The 23,058-nt window shown below is 66.8% G+C and carries 19 protein-coding genes; 12 read left to right on the top strand and 7 right to left on the bottom strand.

All coding sequences use genetic code 11. The features are described 5' to 3' along the window. Positions 1–7 precede the first annotated feature (7 nt). From U5A58_RS28165 to U5A58_RS28145, 5 genes are all read left to right on the top strand, one after another. A complete protein-coding gene (locus U5A58_RS28165) occupies positions 8–316 on the top strand; it encodes a hypothetical protein (protein WP_321963857.1) in 309 nt (102 codons plus the stop codon). Positions 317–562: 246 nt separating this feature from the next. Beyond that, complete coding sequence (locus U5A58_RS28160) at positions 563–2,335, top strand: ShlB/FhaC/HecB family hemolysin secretion/activation protein (RefSeq protein ID WP_321963856.1); 1,773 nt, start codon at positions 563–565, stop codon at positions 2,333–2,335. A 259-nt stretch (positions 2,336–2,594) separates the two neighbouring features. After that, a complete protein-coding gene (locus U5A58_RS28155; RefSeq protein WP_321963855.1) occupies positions 2,595–3,071 on the top strand; it encodes a carboxymuconolactone decarboxylase family protein in 477 nt (158 codons plus the stop codon). Then, positions 3,068–3,925, top strand: a complete 858-nt coding sequence (locus U5A58_RS28150) for a sigma-70 family RNA polymerase sigma factor (protein WP_321963854.1) — start codon at positions 3,068–3,070, stop codon at positions 3,923–3,925. The genes U5A58_RS28155 and U5A58_RS28150 overlap by 4 nt, the downstream gene beginning before the upstream one ends. A 91-nt stretch (positions 3,926–4,016) precedes the next feature. Beyond that, positions 4,017–4,424, top strand: coding sequence for a DUF2000 domain-containing protein (locus U5A58_RS28145; RefSeq protein ID WP_321963853.1), 408 nt, complete (start codon positions 4,017–4,019; stop codon positions 4,422–4,424). Between the two features lie 123 nt (positions 4,425–4,547). Here U5A58_RS28145 and U5A58_RS28140 read toward each other — a convergent pair whose 3' ends face one another. The 4 genes from U5A58_RS28140 to U5A58_RS28125 form a co-directional block, all read right to left on the bottom strand. Beyond that, positions 4,548–6,350, bottom strand: a complete 1,803-nt coding sequence (locus U5A58_RS28140) for a chloride channel protein (RefSeq protein WP_321963852.1) — start codon at positions 6,348–6,350, stop codon at positions 4,548–4,550. 5 nt (positions 6,351–6,355) lie between these two features. Further along, positions 6,356–6,769, bottom strand: a complete 414-nt coding sequence (locus tag U5A58_RS28135) for a MarR family winged helix-turn-helix transcriptional regulator (RefSeq protein ID WP_321914114.1) — start codon at positions 6,767–6,769, stop codon at positions 6,356–6,358. A 121-nt stretch (positions 6,770–6,890) separates the two neighbouring features. Beyond that, positions 6,891–8,048, bottom strand: coding sequence for an HPP family protein (locus tag U5A58_RS28130; protein WP_321963851.1), 1,158 nt, complete (start codon positions 8,046–8,048; stop codon positions 6,891–6,893). Positions 8,049–8,311: 263 nt separating this feature from the next. After that, entirely contained in the window at positions 8,312–8,896 is a 585-nt protein-coding gene (locus U5A58_RS28125; protein WP_321963850.1) for a hypothetical protein, read from the bottom strand. Between the two features lie 314 nt (positions 8,897–9,210). Here U5A58_RS28125 and U5A58_RS28120 point away from each other — a divergent pair, with 314 nt between their 5' ends. Next, a complete protein-coding gene (locus tag U5A58_RS28120; protein WP_321963849.1) occupies positions 9,211–12,801 on the top strand; it encodes an indolepyruvate ferredoxin oxidoreductase family protein in 3,591 nt (1,196 codons plus the stop codon). A 15-nt stretch (positions 12,802–12,816) separates the two neighbouring features. On the opposite strand, the gene U5A58_RS28115 is transcribed toward U5A58_RS28120, so the two are convergent. The 3 genes from U5A58_RS28115 to U5A58_RS28105 form a co-directional block, all read right to left on the bottom strand. Beyond that, entirely contained in the window at positions 12,817–13,575 is a 759-nt protein-coding gene (locus U5A58_RS28115; protein WP_321963848.1) for a glycosyltransferase family 2 protein, read from the bottom strand. A gap of 240 nt (positions 13,576–13,815) precedes the next feature. Then, positions 13,816–14,532 (bottom strand): 3-oxoacyl-ACP reductase FabG, encoded by a 717-nt coding sequence (gene fabG, locus U5A58_RS28110; RefSeq protein WP_321963847.1) that lies wholly within the window; start codon positions 14,530–14,532, stop codon positions 13,816–13,818. A gap of 41 nt (positions 14,533–14,573) precedes the next feature. Beyond that, complete coding sequence (locus U5A58_RS28105; protein ID WP_321914160.1) at positions 14,574–14,834, bottom strand: phosphopantetheine-binding protein; 261 nt, start codon at positions 14,832–14,834, stop codon at positions 14,574–14,576. Positions 14,835–15,350: 516 nt separating this feature from the next. Here U5A58_RS28105 and U5A58_RS28100 point away from each other — a divergent pair. From U5A58_RS28100 to U5A58_RS28075, 6 genes are all read left to right on the top strand, one after another. Further along, a complete protein-coding gene (locus U5A58_RS28100) occupies positions 15,351–16,019 on the top strand; it encodes a hypothetical protein (protein ID WP_321963846.1) in 669 nt (222 codons plus the stop codon). Between the two features lie 92 nt (positions 16,020–16,111). Next, positions 16,112–17,914 carry an AMP-binding protein gene (locus U5A58_RS28095; RefSeq protein WP_321963889.1) on the top strand — a complete coding sequence of 601 codons (1,803 nt, stop codon included), beginning with the start codon at positions 16,112–16,114 and terminating at the stop codon, positions 17,912–17,914. Next, complete coding sequence (locus tag U5A58_RS28090) at positions 17,911–18,954, top strand: acyl-CoA synthetase (RefSeq protein ID WP_415774303.1); 1,044 nt, start codon at positions 17,911–17,913, stop codon at positions 18,952–18,954. Before U5A58_RS28095 ends, U5A58_RS28090 begins: the two co-directional genes overlap by 4 nt. After that, positions 18,951–19,604 (top strand): outer membrane lipoprotein carrier protein LolA, encoded by a 654-nt coding sequence (locus U5A58_RS28085; RefSeq protein ID WP_321963845.1) that lies wholly within the window; start codon positions 18,951–18,953, stop codon positions 19,602–19,604. The genes U5A58_RS28090 and U5A58_RS28085 overlap by 4 nt, the downstream gene beginning before the upstream one ends. After that, positions 19,604–22,165 carry an MMPL family transporter gene (locus U5A58_RS28080; protein ID WP_321963844.1) on the top strand — a complete coding sequence of 854 codons (2,562 nt, stop codon included), beginning with the start codon at positions 19,604–19,606 and terminating at the stop codon, positions 22,163–22,165. Before U5A58_RS28085 ends, U5A58_RS28080 begins: the two co-directional genes overlap by 1 nt. Further along, the gene (locus U5A58_RS28075; RefSeq protein ID WP_321963843.1) at positions 22,162–23,058 is read left to right on the top strand and encodes a polysaccharide deacetylase family protein; all 897 of its coding nucleotides are present in this window, start codon (positions 22,162–22,164) and stop codon (positions 23,056–23,058) included. Before U5A58_RS28080 ends, U5A58_RS28075 begins: the two co-directional genes overlap by 4 nt.

Raw genomic sequence — 23,058 nt, 5'->3', positions numbered from 1 at the left:
TACAGCTATGGGAGATTTTCTTGGTGCGATGTTGATTGGATTGTTCGGCCCGACGGTCGCCGAGTATCTGTCCAAATATAAGTATCGCTACATATTTTCTGGAGTCGTGATTTCGTTTTACGTCGTCGTATTTATATCGATGTCGTACAAACTTGGCCTGCGTTTGGCATGTACTACGTTTGTCGATCGCCTCTGGACTCCGGTGGGCATCCTTGTTCCAGTTGGGCTCGGCTGTTCAGCCGTAGTCGTTGCATTCATCGGTTCAGTAAGTGTCGCGAATAATAAGGCTAAGAATGGCAAGCAGGGAGACGCATGAAAGAAGTTGCATTGTCCTGCGGTATCTGGCCATTGATCGAGCACGGCATCAGGCAGTACGAGCGCGAGCATGGGCGTAAGCCCGTCGCACTTGTACTGAATCCCGTGCGCATTGACGAATTCACTCGCGGCTCCGAGAGTAATCCGGCGGCTCAATGGTGTCTCTGTAATCGTGAACTCACTATTTGTAATGGCCGCTCTCATCGACGATAGCGGCACCCAACACGAGCCGTAATTCCTAACCAACATGAAAATCAGAAAGAGGCTGGCGGCGCTGCCGCTCACAGCCCTGGTCACGCTTGCTTCCAACGCGCAGCAGATACCTACACCTGCCGACGAAGCCGCCGCCGCGCGCGCGAACGCCGAGCAGCAACAGCAGCTTCAGCGCCAGCGCGAAGCGCAAGAGCGCGAGAATGCAGTCTCGACGCCCTCGGTGCGCTCGGAAGTGTCGAAGGTCGAGACATATCCCGAGTTACCGAACGAAACGCCGTGCTTTCGCATTGACCACTTTACGCTCGACGTACCGGCCACGCTTCCCGACGCAGTACGCGCGAAGGGTGCGTCCGCGCTGCCCCTTGATCCGTTCGCCTTTGCCCGCGAATGGCTCGACCACTACCGGGGCCAGTGCGTCGGCAAGACGGGCCTTGACGTGCTCACAAAGGGCTTGCAGCAGGCGATCCTCAGCCGCGGCTACGTCACCACGCGCGTACTCGTCGGCCAGCAGGACCTGTCGACCGGCACGCTCGCTTTCGCGCTCGTGCCGGGCGTCTTACGTCAGGTTCGCTTTGCTGATCCGGCAACATGGGGAACAGTGAAAACCGCGTTCCCGGTAAGCGGTGGCGATCTGCTGAACCTGCGCGATCTCGAACAGGGCCTCGAGCAGATGAAGCGCGTATCGAACCAGGACGCGGACATGCAGATCGTGCCGACTGACGTCCCCGGCGTGAGCGACGTAGTGGTCACGGTCAAGCGTTCAAAACCGTGGACGTTCGTCGTCTCGGCGGATAACTCGGGCACGGACGCCACCGGCAAGTGGCAAGGCAACGCAAGCCTTGGCCTGAACAACCCTCTCGGCCTGAACGATATCCTCTCGCTCGGTGCGAACCAGGATCTCTCATTTGGCAACAAGTCGCTCGGCTCGCACGGCTTCAATGGTTCGTACTCCGTGCCGTGGGGCTACTGGACGGCGACGCTCTCGGGCAACACGAACACCTACTATCAACCCATCGCGGGCACCGGCGGTCAGGTGTTCGTCTCAAGCGGCAACCAGCAGACGGCGGCGCTGCGCATCGCACGCGTACTCGCTCGCAGCCAGAATGACGTACTCGGCGCGTACGTCCAGCTATCGAAGCGCTTTGGCCAGAGCTTCATCGAAGATACGACGATCCCGATCCAGAGCCGCAACAATACGTTCCTCGAGATGGGCGCGACGGATCGTCATTACTTCGGCGGCGCGCAGTTCGACGGCTCACTCGCTTATCGTCAGGGCATCGGCGGTCTTGGTGCGAAACCGGACCCGGTGAACGACAACGGCACGCCAATGGCTGCCACCTACCGCTTTCACATGGCCGTGCTCGATGCGAACCTCTCGGTGCCGTTCGCAGTGGGTAACCAGCAATTCGCCTATGTCGGAACCGTTCACGGCCAGTTCACGGACAACACCCTGTTCTACATCGATGACCTGACCATCGGCAGCCGCTACACGGTGCGCGGCTTCGACGGCAACACGATGCTCGCAGGGGAGAAGGGTTTCTACTGGCGCAACGAATTGCAATGGCCGCTCTTCCAGACAGGCCAGATGCTTTACGTGGGCGTCGATTACGGCCATGTGTTCGGGCCGGGAACGACCGGTCAGGCGGGCACCCAGCTCGCGGGCGCGGTGATCGGTATCCGGGGTGGCGTACCGGCGAAGTATGTGGGCTTCAGTTACGACCTCTTCGTCGGGACGCCGATCTACAAACCGAGCGGATTTCCGACTGCGCGATTCACGGTCGGGGTGCAGGCCACCGCGCAGTTCTGATGCAGAGCAGTCTCTAGCGCAACAAAGAGAGGTGTTGTGGATGTACCGGGCGGCCCGAGCATCCTCGTCGGCCATAGCTATGGTGGCGCGGTAGTGACCGCCGATCTCGAACGCTTCATGACCGAGCGAGCGGGCAGCAATACGGTCGCCACCTTCGGCCGCGATACCGTTCGAGGCAGCAAAAATTTTCCCCCGATGTCACACACGGCCCAGGCTATCTCGTCATGTCATGGCAACCCAACCGAAAGGAGATGACACCATGACTGCCAAGCTCGACCTGTTTGCCGCTGCTCCGACCCTGATGAAGTCCTGGATGGGCACCTCGCTCGCCGTGTCCGGCAGCCTCGAACCGAGCCTCATTGCGCTGGTGGAGGTGCGCGCGTCGCAAATCAACGGCTGCGCGAATTGTCTTAACATGCATACCGCCCACGCACGCGAGGAAGGCGAGACCGAACAGCGTCTCTACCTGCTTTCGGCCTGGAAAGAGGCGCCGTGTTACACGGACCGCGAGCGCGCGGCACTCGGCTGGACCGACGCCCTCACGCGCCTTTCCGAAGGCCATTCGCTGGAGCAGGCGCGCACGGCGCTCGCCGACCACTTTACCGAGGAGGAGCAGGTGAAGCTCACGCTGATGATCAACGTGATCAACGGCTGGAACCGCCTTGCGGTCGGCTTTGGCCTGTGGGTCGATCCGGCGGCGGCCAAGGCTGTGGCCAGCAAGATGGTCGCCGCATGACGGACCCGGCACTCAAGGATGCCGCGGCGAGTTTCGACCCGTTGCGGCGCAAGCTGATCCGCGTGGCGTACCGCATGCTCGGCTCGGTCGCCGACGCCGAAGACATCGTGCAGGACGCATTTATCCGCTGGGCGGACGTGGAACGCGACGAGGTGCGCGTGCCCGAGGCCTTCCTGCGCCGCATGGTGATGCGCATGTGCCTGGACCAGCTCAAGTCGGCGCGGCATCAGCGTGAGACCTATATCGGCCCGTGGCTGCCGGACCCGGTCGTCGAAGAAGACGAGCAGGAGGACGTCACGCTGCCGCTCATGCTCGCGCTCGAACGCCTTTCGCCGCTCGAGCGCGCGGCGTTCCTGCTGCACGACGTGTTCGGACTGGAGTTCGACGAGGTCGCCGCCACGATCGGACGTGAAAGTGCCGCATGCCGCCAGCTCGCGGCGCGCGCCCGGAGTCACGTGAGGCAGGCGCGCCCGCGTTTTCACGTGGAGAAGGCGCGCGGCCTCGAACTGGCGCAGGCGTTTTTCGCGGCGTCGCGCAGCGGCGACATGAGCGCGCTCGGCGCCATGCTCGCCGACGATGTGAGCCTGCATGCGGACGGCGGCGGCAAGCGCCCGGCGATCGGTCACCCGGTGTTCGGCTTCGAGAGCGTGATGAAGCTGCACGCCCAGCTGGCCGACCTGTTCCGCAGGAATGGTTCGACGCTCGTGCGCGCGGGCTTCATCAACGGGCTGCCCGGCTTCGTCACGCGCGAGGCCGATGGCGAGTTGCAGACCACCGCGCTCGAGATCGAGGGCGGCAAGGTCACGGCCATTTACGTCATGCGCAATCCGGACAAGCTGCGGCATCTGCACTGAGTGTGCGGGGTGCGACGGCGTTGCACAAACGTTCCAGACTTGCCGCCGCGTCTCGCGGATCATGAGTGCCTCGAAAAAGGAGGCAGCAAGCATGTTCGATACGAAAGTGGCGCTGGTCGTGCGGGAGAATCTCGCGGTCTGGCAGAAGCTCAATGTGACCGCGTTTCTCGCAACGGGCATCGCGGCGGCGGTGCCCGAAGCGCTGGGCGAGCCCTACGAAGACGCGCGCGGGCAGCGTTACGGCAGGATGCTGGGCCAGCCGATGATGATCTATGGCGCGGATGTTGGCGGTTTGCAGGCGGCGCTGCGACGCGGCGTGTCGCGCGAGCTGACGATCGTGCCGTATGTGCACGCCATGTTTTCGACGGGGCACGACGCGGCCAACCGCGAGGTATTTCGCGCCGAGGACCCGGAAAATCCCGATCTGGTGGGAATCGCGCTATACGGCCCGAAGAACGCCGTGGACAAAGCCGTGAAGGGGCTGGCGCAGCATCAGTAAGCGTCCGGGCGTATCGCAACTAACTGCCGAGTCGGCAGAAGCACCGCGAGCGCAACGGCCTGCGGCACACGCGGCGATGGCGAGCGAACCAGGCGCCCGCCATCGCCGCAAGCATTGCTTTCTTTAGCTGGCCTTGCGCACCGGCGGAAAGCGCCGCTTGCTGTTCCCCATGGGAATACGGCGGAAGCGCTCCTTCTTGTGCTCTTCCTCGAAGTGCGAGAGCGAGAGCTTGACGAGGTCACTGCGCGAGACGATGCCCACGAGCCGCCGCGATTCGCGGTCGGCCACCACGGGCAGGCGTTCGAGCCCATGAATCGCGAGACGCGTGGCGATCTGGCGGCAGGTTTCCTCGGGTAGCGCCATGTCGGGAGAACGTTGCGTGAGCAACGAACCGAGTGGCGTATCCAGTGCTTCGGTTGCCGCGCTCGCGCGCACGGCGTCGAGCATCGAGCGATCCGCCACACCCAGAACCGCGCCGTCGCGCAGCACCGGGAAGGCGCGGCGCTGCTGCGTCGAACCGAAGTAACGGTCGAGGGCGTCGCGCACGGTAACGTTCGCGTCGATCGTATCGACATTGCGCGTCATCACTTCATCGACGTAATGGCGCTCGAGCGGATCGACGCCGTACTCGCGATAGATGTGATAGCCACGGCGCGCGATCTTCTCGGTCATGATCGAGCGCTTCATGACGACGGTTGCGAAGCCGTGCGCGACCAGCGTGGCCGTGAGGAGCGGCAACAGCGCGTTGGTGTCGTGCGTGAGGCCGAACGCGAACACGATGGCCGTGAGCGGCGCGCCGAGCGTGGCGCCGAGCGTCGCCGCCATGCACACGAGTGGCCACAGCGCCGGGTCGCTGCCGGGCAGCACATGGCTCAGTACCGAGCCAAGCCCCGCGCCAAGCATGAGCAGCGGCGCGAGCACGCCGCCCGAGGTGCCGGAGCCCAGCGCCACGACCCAGATCACGGCCTTGACCACCAGAATGGCAATGGCGACCTGAAGCACGATGTGCCGATGCAGCAGGTCGCCGATCACGTCGTAACCCACGCCAAGCGCGCGCGGCTCGATGAAGCCGCCAATGCCCACCACGAGCCCGCCGATCGCCGGCCACCACGACCAGTGCAGCGGCAGATGGCCGAACAGGTCCTCGACCTTGTAGAGCGCCGCGGATAGCCCCGATGCGAGCGCGCCCGCCAGCAGCCCGGCAACGACGCACGAGAAGAGCGCCATGGCGTGCGGCGGCAGCGTCTGCATGGGAAAGAGCGGCGCCGTGCCGAAGAACACGGAGCGCGCGAAGCCCGCCACCGCGCACGCAAGCGCCACGGGCAGGAAGCTGCGCGGCCGCCATTCGAACAGCAGCAATTCCACGGCGAGCAGCACGGCGGCAACCGGCGTGCCGAACACGGCCGTCATGCCCGCGGCCGCGCCCGCCACGAGCAGCGTCTTGCGCTCGGCAGAGGTGACGCGCACGCACTGCGCGAGCAGCGACCCGAGCGCGCCGCCCGTCATGATGATCGGGCCTTCCGCGCCAAACGGGCCGCCGCTGCCGATCACGATGCCCGACGAGAGCGGCTTGAGCACGGCCACCTTGGGCGACATCTTACTCTTGCCGAAGAGAATGGCTTCGATGGCCTCGGGAATGCCGTGGCCGCGAATCTTCTCGGAGCCGAAGCGCGCCATCATCCCGACGATCAACCCGCCTGCCACCGGCACGGCGATGACCCACGGTCCCAGCGTGTTGAGTGCCGGCGAGCGGTCGGCGAACGAGAACTGGCCGAAGAAGAACAGGTTCGTGAACCAGTGGATCAGGCTCAGCAGCACGAACGCCGCGAGCGTGGCCAGTACGCCAATTACGGCGGCCAGCGCGCTGATGCCGGGCAGGCGCGCGTTCGCCGAAAAATCGCGCTTGTGGGAATCGTCGGAATGCATGGTCTCTATAAATCGATACGCGGAACGGTGAATGCGCCGTCGAGCGACTTCAACTCGGCGCGATGCAGTTCGGCCAGGCGCGCGAGCAGCTTTTCTCCGGCGGCGAGCAGGTGCACTTCCACCTGGCGGCGGTCGCGCTCGCTCACGCGCCGTTCGACGAGCTCGATCGCCTCGCAGCGCGAGACAAGCGCGACCACGCCGTGATGCTGCGCCTGCAAACGCTCGGCCAGCTCGCCAATGGTTGCCCACGTGCGGCCGGGATAGCCCTTCACATGCAGCAGCAGCAGGTATTGCAGCGGCGTAATGCCCTCGGCCTGCGCGGCCTGCTCCGAGAAGCGCTCGAAGCGGCGCATCTGGTAGCGGAATTCGGAGAGCTGTTCGAAGTCGGCCTTGTCGAGATCGCGCGCGCTTTTTTTCATTGGAAGTCCATGGAACGGTTCAGTCTCCTAATTTATCACGATATGATATTTTTCTCCGAAAGCGTCCGTTACAGCGGCATCGCGACCAGATCGATTGGCGCGAACCCGCGCGCAAACGCGCTCAGGCCGGCGCCTGCTGCGGCGTCTTTGCCTGGTGGTAGAGCCCGGAGATCAAATCGGCCTGCGTGATGATGCCCGCGAGCCGGTGCTCGTGATCGACCACCGGCACGTGATGGTGCCCGCGGCCCGCGAAGATGCGTACGAGTTCGACGATCGGCGTCGTGTGCGCAACGGTCAGCACATGCGTGGTCATCAGCGAGCCGACGTTCTGGCCGGACTCTGCATTCGGCCGCACGAGCCGCGAAATCGCATGGAGCATGAGACGCAGCGGATGCCGCTCACGCCCCTCGTCGGCGAGGTCGGCGCGCGTGACGATTCCCTTCACCTGGCGCTGCGCGTCGACCACGGGCAGCGCCTTCACGTCGTGGCGCTTGAGCAGCGAGCGTGCTTCGCCCACGGTCGTGGCGGCCGTGATGCTCACTACATTGGCCGACATGACGTCCGCGCAGGTCAGCTCGCCGAAGCTGCGCGCGTACGCGCGGATCTCGGCGTCCTGCAGCACGGCTTCGAGGTCGTCGGTGTCGATGTCGAGCATTTCGTCGCGATCGCGCAGCACGGCTTCGAGGTCGGCGCGGGTGAAACCGGCTTGCGCGGGCGCCGGCGTGGCCACGCTCGGGCGTCGCGCGGCATGCGGGTAGCGATGCCCCGTGGCGGCGTGATAAACGAGCGCGCCGCCGAGCAACAGGAACGACTGCAGCGCGACGGGCAGGAACACGAACTCATAACCGAGCGCATGCACGGCCGGACCGCCCAGCACGGCGGTGAGCGCGACCGCCCCCGAAGGCGGATGCACGCAGCGCAGCGTGAACATCGCGACGATGGCCACAGCAACGGCCACGGCGGCGGCGGCCACGGGGTCGTGTATCCACATTGCAGCGCTCACGCCGACGGTGGCGGAAACGAGGTTGCCGCCGATGATCGACCACGGCTGCGCGAGCGGGCTCGCGGGCACGCCGAAGAGCAGCACGGCCGAGGCGCCCATGGGCGCGATCAGATACGGAATGGCCGGATCGCCGCCGAGCAGCCGGTGCGTCACTGCGCCGGTGAGGGCGATGCCGACCAGCGCGCCGCCGCCCGAGCGCAGGCGCTCGCGCCATGTGATGGTGACCCCGGAGGGGATGAAGCGGGTGAGCCAGCGAAGGACCTTGAAGCGGGACACGATTCGGAGCGGGTTTGAAACGGATAGGGAGCGCAGACGGCTCGGCACCGCCCAAAGAAGCGCAATTATATCTCAACGTGATATATATCGCGACACTTCGTCGCTTCGGGTTGTCCCGAAGATGCGGCACGGTTGGGAGATTTTGAGGGACGCAACGAGAGCCGCGCAGCGTGTGGCGGCGGTTGCGGCAGCGGTAGAAGCGCCGCCGCGGGCGCGGCGACGCTTTTTATCAGACTTGCGGCCGGTTCGACCTGACGCCTGTATTAGCTGGCATTACCGGCATGCGGCGGCTGACCCGCGAGACGTGGTGCAGGCGCGGCGTTGGGATGGCCGTCGGGGTGGCGGTGGTGGCCGGCATTCGCGCTGGCGTTCGCGCTGGCGTTCGCGTTCTGGTTGCGGTTCGGCGCGGGCGGCGGGCGACGGGCAGCGGTGTGCACCGACGCATGCCCGCCCGGCTGTGGCCGGTTGCCATGTGGCGGCATGCCATGCGGCGGCGCGCCGTGCGGCTGCATCGTCACGTGCACGCGCTGGGATTCGGGCACGCGCGCGTGTTGCATCGGCAGATGGCCTTCGTTGCGGGCCATCACCACGCGCAATTCCGCGCGGCGGTGCAGGACTTCGCCGCGCAGGTCGCCGTGGCCGTACAGGCGGCGCTGGCGGTGGCCGTCCGGCCCCACGATCCAGATATATGTGCTGCCGCCGGCGTAGACCACGTCGCGATCGAGCACGACCGAAACATACGCGTCGTAGGGCTGCGGCACATACACGGGTTGGGCGACGACGACAGGCGGGGGAGGCGGCGGGGGCGCGGCAACCACGACGGTGGGGTGCGCGGGTGCGGTGGCCACGCGGGGGCTGCTGACGCAGCCGCTAATCAGCAGGGTTCCGGCCAGGGATGCGAACAGGACAAATGCAGACGGCAGAGCGCGCGGTTTCGCGTTCAAGCGGGACTCCGGAATGAGGGGTTGTTGGTCCCGTGTGTTAACGGCAAATGCCCGAGGGGCTTGAGAAAGCGCTCGCCGACGAATGGCTTGCTCCACACCCAGCCATCCGTTTTTCGCATACCAGCGTTTCCAATTTGTGATTTTACGATGGCATATCGGCTTCCTATACTCGGCCGCGAAACGTCAGATTTCGCACCGATTCCGGAGACAGCCCCGCCATGAACGCCCCCGACCGTGCCGCCGTAGAAGCCGCATCGCTAGCCGCATCCGTTTCGCTCGACGACAAATACACGCTGGAAAAAGGCCGCGTATACATCAGCGGCACGCAGGCGCTGGTGCGCCTGCCCATGCTGCAAAAGGCGCGCGATCGCAAGGCCGGGTTGAATACCGCGGGCTTCGTCTCCGGCTATCGCGGCTCGCCGCTAGGCGCGCTCGACCAGTCGCTATGGAAGGCGAAGAAGCACCTCCAGGCGCACGACGTCGTGTTCCAGCCCGGCGTGAACGAGGACCTCGCCGCCACGGCCGTGTGGGGCACGCAGCAGATCAATCTCTGGCCCGGCGCGCAGCGCGACGGCGTGTTCGGCATGTGGTACGGCAAGGGTCCGGGCGTCGACCGCACCGGCGACGTGTTCAAGCACGCCAACTCGGCGGGCAGCGACGCGCGCGGCGGCGTGCTTGTGCTCGCGGGCGACGACCATGCGGCGAAGTCGTCTTCGGTGGCGCACCAGTCGGAGCACGCGCTCATCGCTGCGGGCATTCCCGTGCTGTATCCCGCGAACGTGCAGGAATATCTCGACTACGGTTTGCACGGCTGGGCCATGAGCCGCTACTCGGGCCTTTGGGTCGCCATGAAATGCGTGACCGATGTGATCGAATCGACCGCGTCGATCGATCTCGACCCGGATCGCGTGGAGATCGTCACGCCCGCCGACTACACCATGCCCGAAGGCGGCCTCAATATCCGCTGGCCGGACACCCCACTCGCCCAGGAAGCGCGTCTGCTCGACGAGAAGTGGTACGCCGCGCTCGCCTACGTGCGCGCGAACCGCCTGAACCGCGTGGTGATCGATTCGCCGCGCGCACGCTTTGGCATCATGACCGCGGGCAAGGCGTATCTCGACGTGCGCCAGGCGCTCACCGACCTCGGCCTCGACGACGAAACCTGTGCGCAGATCGGCGTGCGCGTGCTCAAGGTAGGCTGCGTGTGGCCGCTCGACGCGCAAGACGCGCGCGGCTTCGCCACGGGGCTCGAAGAAATTCTTGTGGTGGAGGAGAAGCGCCAGATTCTCGAATACGCGCTCAAGGAAGAGCTATACAACTGGCGCGAAGACGTGCGCCCCAAGATCTACGGCAAGTTCGACGAGCGCGACAACGAAGGCGGCGAATGGTCGGTGCCGCGCGGCAACTGGCTGTTGCCGGCGCACTACGAACTCTCGCCCGCGCTGATCGCCAAGGCCATCGCGCGGCGTCTCGCGCGCGCGGATTTGACCAATGCGGTGCCCGAGGAAGTGCGCGCGCGCATGCTCGCGCGCGTGGCGATCATCGAGGCGAAGGAGCGCGAGGCAGCGAAGCCGCGCGTGACGGTGGAGCGCAAGCCGTGGTTCTGCTCGGGGTGTCCGCACAACACGTCGACCAACGTGCCCGAAGGGTCGCGCGCGCTGGCGGGCATTGGCTGCCACTACATGTCGATGTGGATGGACCGCAAGACCGAAACGTTCAGCCAGATGGGCGGCGAAGGCGTGGCGTGGATCGGACAGATGCACTTCTCGGGCGACAAGCACGTGTTCGCGAATCTCGGCGACGGCACGTACTTTCACTCAGGACTGCTGGCGATTCGCGCGGCCATCGCGTCGAACGCCAACATCACCTACAAGATTCTCTACAACGACGCCGTGGCGATGACGGGCGGCCAGCCCGTGGACGGCGTGCTCACCGTGCCGCAGATCGCGCACCAGGTGCATGCGGAAGGTGCGAAGCGCATCGTTATCGTGACGGATGAGCCGGAAAAATACGACTCCACTATCGTGTTGCCCGCCGGTGTGGACGTCCATCATCGCGACCAGCTCGATAGCGTGCAGCGCACTTTGCGCGACACCGCCGGCACCACCGTGCTGATCTACGATCAGACCTGCGCCACGGAAAAGCGCCGCCGCCGCAAGCGCGGCGCGTATCCGGACCCGGCCCGCCGCGCGTTTATCAACGACGCCGTGTGCGAAGGCTGCGGCGACTGCTCGGTGCAGTCGAACTGCCTTTCCGTCGAGCCGCTCGACACGCCGCTCGGCACGAAGCGCAAGATCAACCAATCGTCGTGCAACAAGGACTTCTCGTGCGTCAAGGGCTTTTGCCCGAGCTTCGTGACGGCCGAAGGTACGCAGTTGCGCAAGCCGCGCGCGGCGAATGCGTCGAGCGCCGCATCGATCGATTTCGACGCGTTGCCCATGCCTCTTCTCCCTCAGCTGGCGAAGCCTTACGGCATTCTCGTGACGGGCGTGGGCGGCACGGGTGTCGTGACCATCGGCGGGCTGATCGGCATGGCCGCGCATCTCGCGGGCAAGGGCGTAACCGTGCTCGATATGGCTGGCCTCGCACAAAAGGGCGGCGCGGTGCTGAGCCACGTGCAGGTGGCGGCCACGCCGGCCGCCTTGCATGCCACGCGCATCGCCACGGGCGAGGCGCGCCTCGTGATCGGCTGCGACGCGATCGTCTCTGCTTCGGGCGACGTGCTTTCGCGCACCCAGCATGGCGTGACGGTCGCGGCGATCAACAGCGGCGCGACGCCTACTGCGGAATTCGTCAAGAATCCTAAGTGGACGTTCCCGGGCGCGCAAACCGAAGCGGAGCTGCGCGCGAGCATCGGCGAGGGTTGTGCGTTCGTGGATGCCAACGCGCTCGCGCTCGCCTTGCTTGGCGACACGATCTACAGCAATCCGCTTTTGCTCGGCTACGCGTGGCAAATGGGCTGGCTGCCGCTCGAACTCGGGCATCTGCGGCGCGCGATCGAACTCAACGCCGTGGCCGTCGAAAAGAACCAGCAGGCGTTCAACTGGGGGCGCTACGTCGCGCACCATGGCGAGGCGGCCGTGCGCGCGTTCACGAAAACGCCCGCGGAGCCGCAGGCCGTCGTTCTGCGCATGCCCGAATCGCTGGACAAGGTGATCGCCGCGCGCGAAGCGTTGCTCACGGCGTATCAGAACACCGCTTATGCGCAGCACTATCGCCGTGTGGTCGAGCGCATTCGCGTGAAAGAGACAGCGCTTGGCGGCGACGCGAAGCTGCCGCTCACGCGCGCCGTCGCCGTGAATCTCGCGAAGCTCATGGCTTACAAGGACGAATACGAGGTCGCGCGTCTTTATGCCGACCCGGCGTATCTGCAGAAACTGCGCGAGCAGTTCGAAGGCGAGCCGGGCCGCGACTACAAGCTGAACTTCTGGCTCGCGCCGCCGCTACTTGCGAAGCGCGACGAGCACGGCCATCTCGTGAAGCGCCGCTTCGGTCCGTGGGTGCTGCCGGTGTTGCGCACGCTGGCCCGCATGAAGGGGCTGCGCGGCACGGCGTTCGACGTGTTCGGCAAGACCGAAGAGCGTCGCGACGAACGCCGCTCGATCGTGGAATACGTGGCGCTCGTGGACGAATTCTGCGCGAGCCTCGACACGCAGCGCCTGTCCGCCGCGCTCCAGCTTGCAGCGCTGCCCGACGAGATTCGCGGCTTCGGCCACGTCAAGGCGCGCAATCTCGCTGCGGTGGAGAAAAAGAAGGAACGTTTGCTCGCGGACTACCGCACGCCCGCGGCGCAGCGCGCCACGGCGTGAGAGGCGTAAAAGCGATCAGGGAAGCAGGCGCCTGCCGATCAAGCGTGGCAGGCGAAGCGCAAACCCACTCACGAGCCGCAGATGCATGCCCGCGAGCAGCAGGTTGTCGCGCACGTAGTTGAAATGCGAAACGCCGCCTTCATCGGCGCCGAAGTAGCGCACCGGCGCTTCGATCTGGATGGGCCGCACCCCGGCCCAGCACAGGCGCACGGCGGCTTCGGGATCGAAGTCGAAGCGGCGCATCCACGTCTGGCGCTCCATGATCGCCTTGAGCGGCGCGATGGGGTACACGCGAAAGCCGTACAGCGAATCGCCGATACCGGCCCACAACGTTTCGAAGTCGGCGAAGAAGTTCGAGACGCGCCGTCCCTGCACGCGCAGTTGCGGCGCGCTTGCGTCGAACTTCGGCCGACCCAGCACCATGGCTTCAGGCGCGGCCTGCGAGGCGGCCATGAATTCGGGAATCAACGCGGTGGGGTGCTGGCCGTCCGAATCCATCGTCAGCACGTGAGTGAAACCGCGCGCGGCGGCGGCTTCGAGCCCGGCGAGCACCGCGCCGCCCTTGCCACGGTTGGTGGGCAGCACGATGACGTGCAGGCCAGGGTCGTCGTTGGCCATGGCTTGCAGGCGCGCGGCGCTGCCGTCGGTGCTGCCGTCCACCACGACCCATACGGGGTTCCATTGCGCGCGTGCGCCGCGCACCGTCTCTTCGAGCTTGGCACCGGGGTTGTAGCTCGGGATCAGGACAAGATGCGTGGACGAAGGCGTGGACATGGCAGCGGGTGCCTCTACAGCGTGAGACCCTGAAAAAATTTTAGGTCGCGCCGCTGCGCGTGCATAACCGCTGTGGCGGACGTCCGGCGCATCGTGCGCGGGGACTTCGTAACCGGATGCTTCGGCGCTCGAGCCCGTGCTTGTGCCGGGCGCGGAGCGCGACTGCCGCTTTGCGTCGAAGGGTTGCACAGACACTCGTATTTCCTCAGAGGATGCAGCGGCGGAATACGCGCCGCGTGTTCAGGCCAGGCCGCCGTTGATCGAGAGCACTTGCCCCGTCACGTAGGCGGCCGCGTCGGACACCAGGTACGCCACCATGGCCGCGACTTCCGCGGGTTGGCCGGCGCGCTGCGCGGGCACGAGCTGCTTGATGCGCTCGGCGGGAAACGCGCGCTCCGCCATGGGCGAAGCGATGATGCCGGGCGCCACGGCGTTCACGGTGATGCCGCGCGAGGCCAGCTCCAGCGAAAGCGATTTCGTTGCGCCGATCAGCCCGGCCTTCGCGGCCGCATAGTTCGCCTGGCCGCGATTGCCCATCACGCCAGCGATCGAAGCGATGTTGACGATGCGCCCGCGGCGCGTGCGGATCATCGGCATGAGCAGCGGCTGCGTGACATTGAAAAAGCCGTTGAGCGAGACGTCGATCACGCTGCGCCACTGTTCGCGCCGCATGCCCACCAGCGGCGCGTCGTCATGAATGCCCGCGTTGTTCACCAGGATCTGCACGGGCGCGTCTTCCACGAGGCGCGTAAGCGCGGCCTCGGTCGCGTCGGCGTCGGTCACGTCGAAGGCAATGGCGTGCGCGCTGCCGCCCGCCGCGACGATGCGCTGCGCAACCGCTTCGGCCTCTGCCAGACGCCGGTTCGCATGCACCCAGACCTCGTGGCCCGCTTGCGCGAGCGCAACGCTGATGGCCTGGCCGAGTGCGCCGCTGCCGCCCGTCACGAGTGCACGCATGCGTTTTTCTCCATCAATCCTGGCTGGCGCCGGCAATGACGTTACCGCACGCGGTGCGCCGCGACATAGGCGGCCAGCGAGCCGAGCGTCGCGAAGATTTTCTCGTTTTCCGGATTGTCCGAGCGCAGCTCGAAGCCGTACTTCTTCGAGATCAGCAGCGCGATTTCGAGGATGTCGATCGAGTCGAGCCCGAAGCCTTCGCCGTACAGCGGGGTGTCGGCGCTCACTTCGTCGAGCGAGACATCTTCCAGATTCAGCTCTTTCACGATCTGCGCGGCGAGCTCGTGTTCCAGTTCGTTCATCATGCGTGGGCTCTCCGGGCATGCGGGCCGTAGCGGCGGCTGCCCGTTTTTAGGGTTCGTTGGATGTAAAAGTTACCAGGATTCTAAGTGAAGGGTATCGGTGCGTATACGGTGCTCCCCGGCGAAAGGGTTACAGAGGGTCGGTGCCAGGCGGCGCGCATTTTTGGGATCGGAACGCGCGAGATGCTTGCGCGGCTTCGGGCCTGTCTGGATTGGACAAAAGCCTTACCTGGCGCGATTCCGAACATTCAGTTACAAACCGGCAGCCGGCAGGACAGGTGATCGGGTCCCGCCAATCTTAAAATGTGCGTGCTTGCAAGAAACCGGCCCGATACTTGCATTTCCTATGATGATTCGTGGCGCTTGCCACGCCCTACGATTGACTTACAGCGCCATTTGCGATAGTTGCCAGATGCCTTGTCCGCTTAGCCATTGCGCCTCGGGTTGCACCGGGGCCGCCCGCCGGCCGGCGCCATGCGCACGGCAGGGCGGCGCGCGCCTTTGCGGAGGCAAGCGATGAGCGCGCTGGCAGCGGCGGCGCGCGCGGCGCTTGGGGTGGCGGCGGTGGCCGCCTGGCAAATCGGCGCGCACTACGCGGTGGCGACGCCGGGTGCGCACGGCTTCGGCCTTGCCATGGCGCTCGTGCCGCCGCTCGCCATTGCGCTGGCCGCGGCCGCCCGCTCGCCGCGCCGCGTGTGGCTGTTGCCGCTCTGGACACTCGTGGCGCTCGCGCTGTGGTCCATGCGCACGCCGCTTGCTCTGCATTTTGAATGGGGGCTGTATCTGGAGCATGTGAGCTTCAACCTCGCGATGGCGCTGCTGTTCGGGCGCACGCTCGCGGCGGGGCGCGTGCCGCTGTGCACGCAGTTCGCGACGATGATCCATGGCGGCACGCTCCCGCCGGCCGTCGCGCGCTATACGCGGCGCATCACGCTCGCATGGACGCTCTTTTTCGTCGCGATTGCCGGCGTTTCGACGCTGCTGTTCGCGGTTGCACCGATCGTCGCGTGGTCGACGTTCGCCAACTATCTGGCGTTGCCGCTCGTGGCGGTGATGTTCGTCGCCGAACATGCTTGCCGGCGTTTCGCGCTGCCGGGCGAGCCGAATGCGGGCATGCTCGACGCGATTCGCGCCTACCGGCAGACGACGCGGCACACGACCCCGGCGCACGCGGAGCATTCCTGACCATGGGTGCCGCTCGCCCGCCCGAGTCGAAGCAGGGCCAAACACAGGACTCCGCACAGGAATCCGCACAGGAATTCGTATCGACCGAAGTTATGCAGACTCATCCGCTCGTTTTTCATACGTCGCCCGAACAGGTCATTGCCTGGCGCGACGGCGCGCCCGTCACGGTGCGCGCTTTCCTCGCCGATGTCACGCGTGTGGCCGCGGCGCTGCCGGCGGGCGGCCACGTGTTCAACGTTTGCCGCGACCGCTACCGTTTTACCGTGGGCCTGTGCGCGGCGCTCGTCTCGGGCCGCGTCAGCCTGTTGCCCTCGACGCAGACGCCGGAGACGGTGCGCCAGCTCGCCTCCTTCGCGCCCGACGCGTTCTGCCTGCACGACGCGCCCGACTGCGCGATCGACCTGCCGCGTTTCGCCTGGCCCGAAGCGCAGCAAGAAGCCGCTGGGGACGCGCCGTTCGCCGTCCCGCAGATCGACGCCTCGCGCATCGTGGCTTACGTGTTCACGTCGGGCTCCACCGGCGCGCCGGTGCCGCACGTCAAGACCTGGGGCGCGCTCGTGGCGGGCGTGCGCGCGTCGGCCGAGCGCCACGGTCTCCTCAGCGCGCACGACTGCACGATCGTCGGCACCGTGCCGCCGCAGCACATGTACGGTTTCGAAGTGACCGTGCTGCTCCCGTTGATCGGCGGTTTCGCGTTCAGCAACCGGCTGCCGTTCTATCCCGTCGATATCCGCAGTGAACTCGAAGCGGTGCCGCATCCGCGCGTGCTCGTGACCTCGCCGATCCATTTGCGCGCGCTGCTCGCTACCGGTCACGCGCTGCCGCCGGCCGAACTGGTGCTCTCCGCTACGGCTCCGCTCTCGGAAAAGCTCGCGCTCGAAGCGGAAGCGCGCCTGAAGGCGCCGCTCGTCGAAATCTACGGCAGCACCGAAACCGGCCAGATCGCGACGCGCCGCACCGCGAAGGGCGCGACGTGGCAACTGTTCCCGAAGGTCCGTTTCGAAGCGCGCGAAAGCGCGGCACAGGACGACGAAGGCCCGACGATGTGGGTCTCGGGCGGCCACGTGCAAGAGCCGGTGCCAATGGGCGACGCCATCGAACTGCTCGATGCCGAGCGATTCCTGCTGCACGGGCGCAAGGCGGACCTCATCAACATCGCCGGCAAGCGGACTTCGCTTGCCTACCTCAACCATCAGCTCAATGCGATTGCGGGCGTAGAGGACGGCGTGTTCTTCATGCCTGCCCACCTCGAGCACGATGCGCTCACAGGCCACGACGTCGTGCAGCGGCTCGTCGCGCTGGTGGTCGCGCCCACGCTGCCGCTCGCCGATCTGCAGCGCGCGCTGCGCGAGCGCATCGATCGTGCGTTCCTGCCGCGTCCGCTCGTGTTCGTCGATGCGCTGCCGCGCAATGACACCGGCAAGCTGCCCCACGACGTGCTCGCGGCGTTCGTCGCGCTGCATATGCGCGGCGGCCTCGCGAGCGCCGCGAAGCGCGCGCCCGAGGCGACGGAGGGGGGCGCCGCTGCGTCGACACCCGCGTCTACGCTTTCGTTTGCGATTCCCGCCGATCATCCCGCGCTGCCCGGCCATTTTCCGGGCCACCCGATCGTGCCCGGCGTCGTGCTGCTCGATCACGCCATCGACGCGATCGGCACGGCGTTGAACCGGCCATTCGCCACGTGGAAGCTCAGCAGCGCGAAATTCCTGAGCCCGGCCGCGCCTGGCGAAACACTCGACCTTGCCTGGGACGCAGCGGCGAGCGGCGCAATCCGCTTCACGCTGCGCGCGGGCGCGCGCGATGTCGCGAGCGGCGTGCTCAGTGACGCAATGAGCGACGTACTCCGCGCCGGGCCGCTTGCGCCCACAAGCGCGCAAACCGGAGCGCGACCATGACGAAGCGCACCGACTGGGCGAACCAGCAGGAGCGCAGCAATACGCTGCTCCTGCGCATCATGACGTGGCTTTCGCTGCGCCTCGGCCGCCGCGCGGGCCGCGCGCTGCTGCACCTGATCGCGCTGTATTTCGTACTGTTTTCGCCGCGCGCGTGCGCGGCCTCGCGCGACTACCTGCGCCGCGTGCTAGGCCGCCCGGCGCACTGGCGCGACGTGTACCGCCACGTGTTCACGTTTGCCTCGACGATCCACGACCGCGTTTATCTGGCCAACGCGCGCTTCGACCTGTTCGACATTCGCCCGCACGGCCATACGCTCGTGGACGAGACGCTCGCCAAGGGGCGCGGCGTGTTCCTCATGGGCGCGCACCTCGGCAGCTTCGAGGTCGTGCGCGCGCTCGGCCGCACGCGGCCCGATCTGCGCGTGGTCGTGACGATGTACGAAGAGAACGCGCAGAAGATCAACGCGACGCTCGCCGCCGTGAATCCCGCGGCCAAGCCCGAAGTGATCGGGCTAGGCCAGGTCGGCTCGATGCTGAAGGTGCACGAGCGGCTCGACCAGAACTGCATGGTGGGCATGCTCGCGGACCGCACGCTGCTTGCCGACGACACGGCCACCATGCGGCGCATGGGTTTTCTCGGCGAGCCGGCGGCGTTCCCGCTCGGACCGCTCTATATGGCCGCAATGCTCAAGCGCCCGGTGCTCTTCATGACCGGTTTGTACCGTGGCGGCAATCGCTACGACGTGCACTTCGAAACGCTGGCGGACTTCACCGACGTGCCGCGCGAAGCGCGCCAGCGCGCGATCGACGCCGCGCTCGTACGCTACGTCACGCTGCTCGACCGCTATTGCCGCATGGCGCCGTACAACTGGTTCAATTACTACGACTTCTGGCAGGGCGGCAAGCAGGGCGCGAGTGTCGGCGCGCCGCTATCCACAACGGTGGCGGCAACTGCGGCATCCCGCGCGCCGGCCCCGGTGCGCCGCCGCGAGACGCGACCCCACGCCGAGCTTCCCGTGCACGAGGTGACCGACGCATGAGCGCGATCCACCTTTCCCCAACGTTACGCGCGCGCTGCCTGCGCGCGCTGGCGAGCGCCGCTTTCCTCAGCGGTTTCATCGTGACGGCGGGCGCGCCGGTCGTGCAGGCGCAGGCTGCGGAATCGGCGCAACCGGCATGGACGCTCGACCGCCTGATGTCCACGCTGGCGCAGCGCAAGTCCGGCCGCGCAACCTTCACGGAGACGAAATATCTTTCGATCGCCACGCAGCCTGTGGAATCGTCAGGAGAACTCGTGTTCGTCGCGCCCGACCATCTGGAAAAGATCACGCAGAACCCGAAGCCCGAACACCTCGTGGTGGACGGCGACATGCTGACCGTGCAGCGCGAGAACCACAAATACACGCTCGCGCTTGCGCGCTATCCGGAGCTGGGCGCGTTCATCGAAAGCATTCGTGCGACGCTCGCGGGCAACCGCTTCGCGCTGGAACAGGTCTACAAGGTCGCGCTCGCGGGCGAGGGCGACGACTGGACGCTCACGCTCACGCCGCTCGACTCGCGCATGCGCAAGGTGGTGAGCACGATCACGATAGACGGCACGCGTGACGCGATGCGCAGCGTCGCGATCCAGCAGGCCGACGGCGACCATTCGGTGATGCGCCTGCACGCCCTTTCCGCGGACACGAACTGATGAACCCGCGCGCCCATCCGCTCCTCGCACGCGGCTTCGCGCTCGCGCAGCGCCGTGCCGTCGCGGTGTGGCTGCTGTGCCTCGTCGCGTGCGCGGTGGCGATCGGGCGCGCGAATTTCACCGCCGATCTCTCGGCGTTCCTGCCGCGCTCGCCGACCCCCACGCAGCAAGTGCTCGTCGATCAACTGCGCGACGGTCTCGCTTCGCGGCTCATTCTCATCGGCATCGACGGCGGCTACGAGAGCACGCGCGCCGCGCTCTCGCGCCGCGTGGCGGCGACCTTGCGTGCGGACCCGCAGTTCGTGGCGATTCACAACGGCTCCGGCCAGAACGACGCGCGCGACGAGCAGTTCATGTTCTCGCACCGCTACGTGCTGAGCCCGGCGGTCACGCCGCAACATTTCACGCAACAGGGGCTGCACGAAGCGCTGGGCGAGAGCCTCGACTTGCTGACGTCCTCGGCGGGACTCGTCGCCAAGGACCTGCTGCCGCGCGATCCCACCGGCGAAGTGGCGGCGATGCTCGGCCAGCTCGACAGCGCGTCGCAGCCCGAGAGCCGCGGCGGCGTATGGGCCTCGCGCGACGGCCGGCGCGCCGTGCTCGTGGCGCAAACCGCCGCTGCCGGCTCCGACACCGACGCGCAGGCCCACGCCATAGACGCCGTGCGCGCGGCCTTTGCCGCCGCCACGCGCACCTTGCCCAATGCTTCGGCCTACCAGGTATTGCTGACGGGGCCGGGCGTGTTCGGGGTCGACACGCGCGACGCCATCCGCCACGACGTGGAGCGCCTCTCCACCTTGAGCCTCGTGCTGATCGTCGCATTGCTGCTCACGCTTTACCGCTCGCCGCGCACGCTGGCGCTCGGCCTGTTGCCGGTGCTTTCGGGCGTGGCGGCGGGTATTGCCACGGTATCGCTCGTGTTCGGCACGGTGCATGGTTTGACGCTCGGCTTCGGCACGACGCTGATGGGCGAGGCGGTGGACTACTCGATCTATCTGTTCGTGCAGTCGTCGCAGGGCGGCCCGCGTGGCGTGCCGCAGAGCCGCGACACCATGCGTGCATGGCTCGCCGCCTACTGGCCGACCATTCGCCTTGGCGTGCTCACTTCGGTGTGCGGCTTCGCGACGATGCTGTTCTCGGGCTTTCCGGGCCTCGTGCAACTCGGGCTCTATTCGATCGCGGGCCTCGTGAGCGCCGCGCTCGTGACGCGCTTCGTGCTGCCGCAGCTGTGTGGCGGCGCCGTGGCGATTCGCGACGTTTCGCGCATCGGCGCGGTGCTCGCCCGGTTTGCGTACGCAGCACCCCGGCTGCGCTGGCCGCTCGCGGCGCTCGTGCTCGCCGCGGTGGCCTCGCTCTGGCTGCATCGTGACGATCTCTGGAGCCACGAGCTTGCCTCCCTGAGCCCCGTGCCCGCCGCGAGCCAGGCGCTCGACACGCGCCTTCGAGCGGACGTGGGCGCACCCGACGTGCGCTATCTCGTGGTGATTCCGGCCGCGAGCGAACAGGCCGCGCTCGAAGGCGCGGAGAAGGTCGGGGCGCAACTGCAGCCGCTTGTCGAGCGTGGCTTGCTGGGCGGTTTCGAGAGCCCAGCGCGTTACCTGCCGAGCGACGCCACGCAGCGTGCGCGCCTGGCGAGCCTGCCGGAGAAGGACGTGCTCGCAGCACGCATGCAGGAGGCGATCAAGAACCAGCCAGTGGACGTGAGGCCCGACGCCTTCGCGCCTTTCCTCGCCGATGTCGAGGCGGCGCGCAACGCGCCGCTCGTCACGCGCGCGGACCTCAAAGGCACGTCGATGGCACTGGCCGTCGACGCGCTCCTGACCCAGCGCGACGGCCAGTGGAACGCCATGCTCGCCTTGCGCGCGCCGCGCCATTCACAGGGCGCACAGGCCACGCAGGCCACGCAGGCCGCGAACACGCCGAGCCTCGACGCCAGCACCGTGAGCGACGCCGTCGCGCGTGCGAACGTGCCGGGCGCACTCTTCGTCGACTTGAAGACCGAAGCCGACCGCATGTACCTCGACTACGTGCACGAAGACATCCGCCTCTCGCTCGCGGGCTTCGTCGTCATTGTCGTGCTGCTGGCGCTCGCGCTGCGCTCGTTCTCGCGCGCGGCGCGTGCGCTCGCGCCGCTCGTCGCGGCGGTGCTGGTCGTGGCGGCGGGATTCGCGCTGGCGGGCGTATCGCTCACCATCCTGCACCTGATCGGCATGCTGCTCATCGTCGCGGTGGGCTCGAACTATGCGTTGTTCTTCTGCAAGCGCGACGACGAAGCGGGCATCACGCCGCGCACGCTCGTCTCGCTGCTCGTTGCCAATCTCGCGACGGTAGCGGGTTTTGGCCTCCTCGCGCTCTCGCATGTGCCGCTGCTCGAAACGTTCGGGCTCACGGTTGGGCCGGGCGCGATGCTCGCGCTGATATTCGCAGCGATTCTCGCGCCGCCGCTCGTACGCGGGAGCGACGAGGCGCTTGGGGCCGCCGATAGCCCCGAAGAGCGGCAGGCAGCCAGCCCGCGCACCGAACGCACGCACATGAGCCACCCGCACGGAGGCCGCGCATGAACTCGGCTTCGTTACCCTCTACGCGCGTGAAGGCCGCGACCGCTACGGCGCGCCGCTGGAAGCCTTCGCCGTTCATTGGCGCAGCGGCAGCGGTGCACGCGGGCGCGGCCGCCGCCCTGGTTGCGCATCCGGGTGTGTGGCCGTGGGCCGCGGGTGGCGTAGTCGCCTCGCATCTCGCGCTGACTGCCGCGGGCCTGTGGCCGCGCAGCGCATTGCTCGGCCCGAACTGGACGCGACTGCCCGAGCACGCGGGGCAGCGTATCGCGCTCACGATCGACGATGGTCCGGACCCCGAAGTGACGCCGCGTGTGCTCGATCTGCTCGACCAGTTTGATGCGCGCGCAACGTTCTTCTGCATCGGCGAGCTGGCGCAACGCTACCCGCATCTGGTGGAAGCGATCGTGGCGCGCGGCCATGCCGTCGAGAATCATAGCCATCGCCATCGGCATACATTCTCCCTCTCGGGGCCGCTCGCGATGAAGCGCGAGATCGAGGCGGCGCAGCGCACGCTCACCGAAATCGCGGGCACGCCGCCGCGCTTCTTCCGTGCACCGGCGGGTCTGCGCAATCCGTTCCTCGAGCCGGTGCTGTGCGGCCTCGGCCTGCACCTCGCAAGCTGGACGCGGCGCGGCTTCGACACCTGCGCGAAGGACGCCGGCACGGTCACGCACCGCCTGCTCGATGGCCTCGCGGCCCGCGACATCCTGCTCGTGCACGACGGCCACGCGGCGCGCGACGCGCGTGGCGAGCCGCTCGTGCTCGACGTGTTGCCGCCGCTGCTGCGCGCCGCCGCCGAGCGCCAGCTGCAGTGGACCACACTGCGCGCGTGCCTCGACAGCGAGGCCGGTCAACCCAGATTCCACCGCAGCGACCACGGACAACGGACCGACTGA

This window comes from Paraburkholderia sp. J7 (assembly GCF_905220155.1).
Lineage (GTDB): Bacteria > Pseudomonadota > Gammaproteobacteria > Burkholderiales > Burkholderiaceae > Paraburkholderia.
The sequence above is the reverse complement of the archived record's forward strand: the minus strand, read 5'-3'. Positions and strand labels throughout refer to the sequence as shown.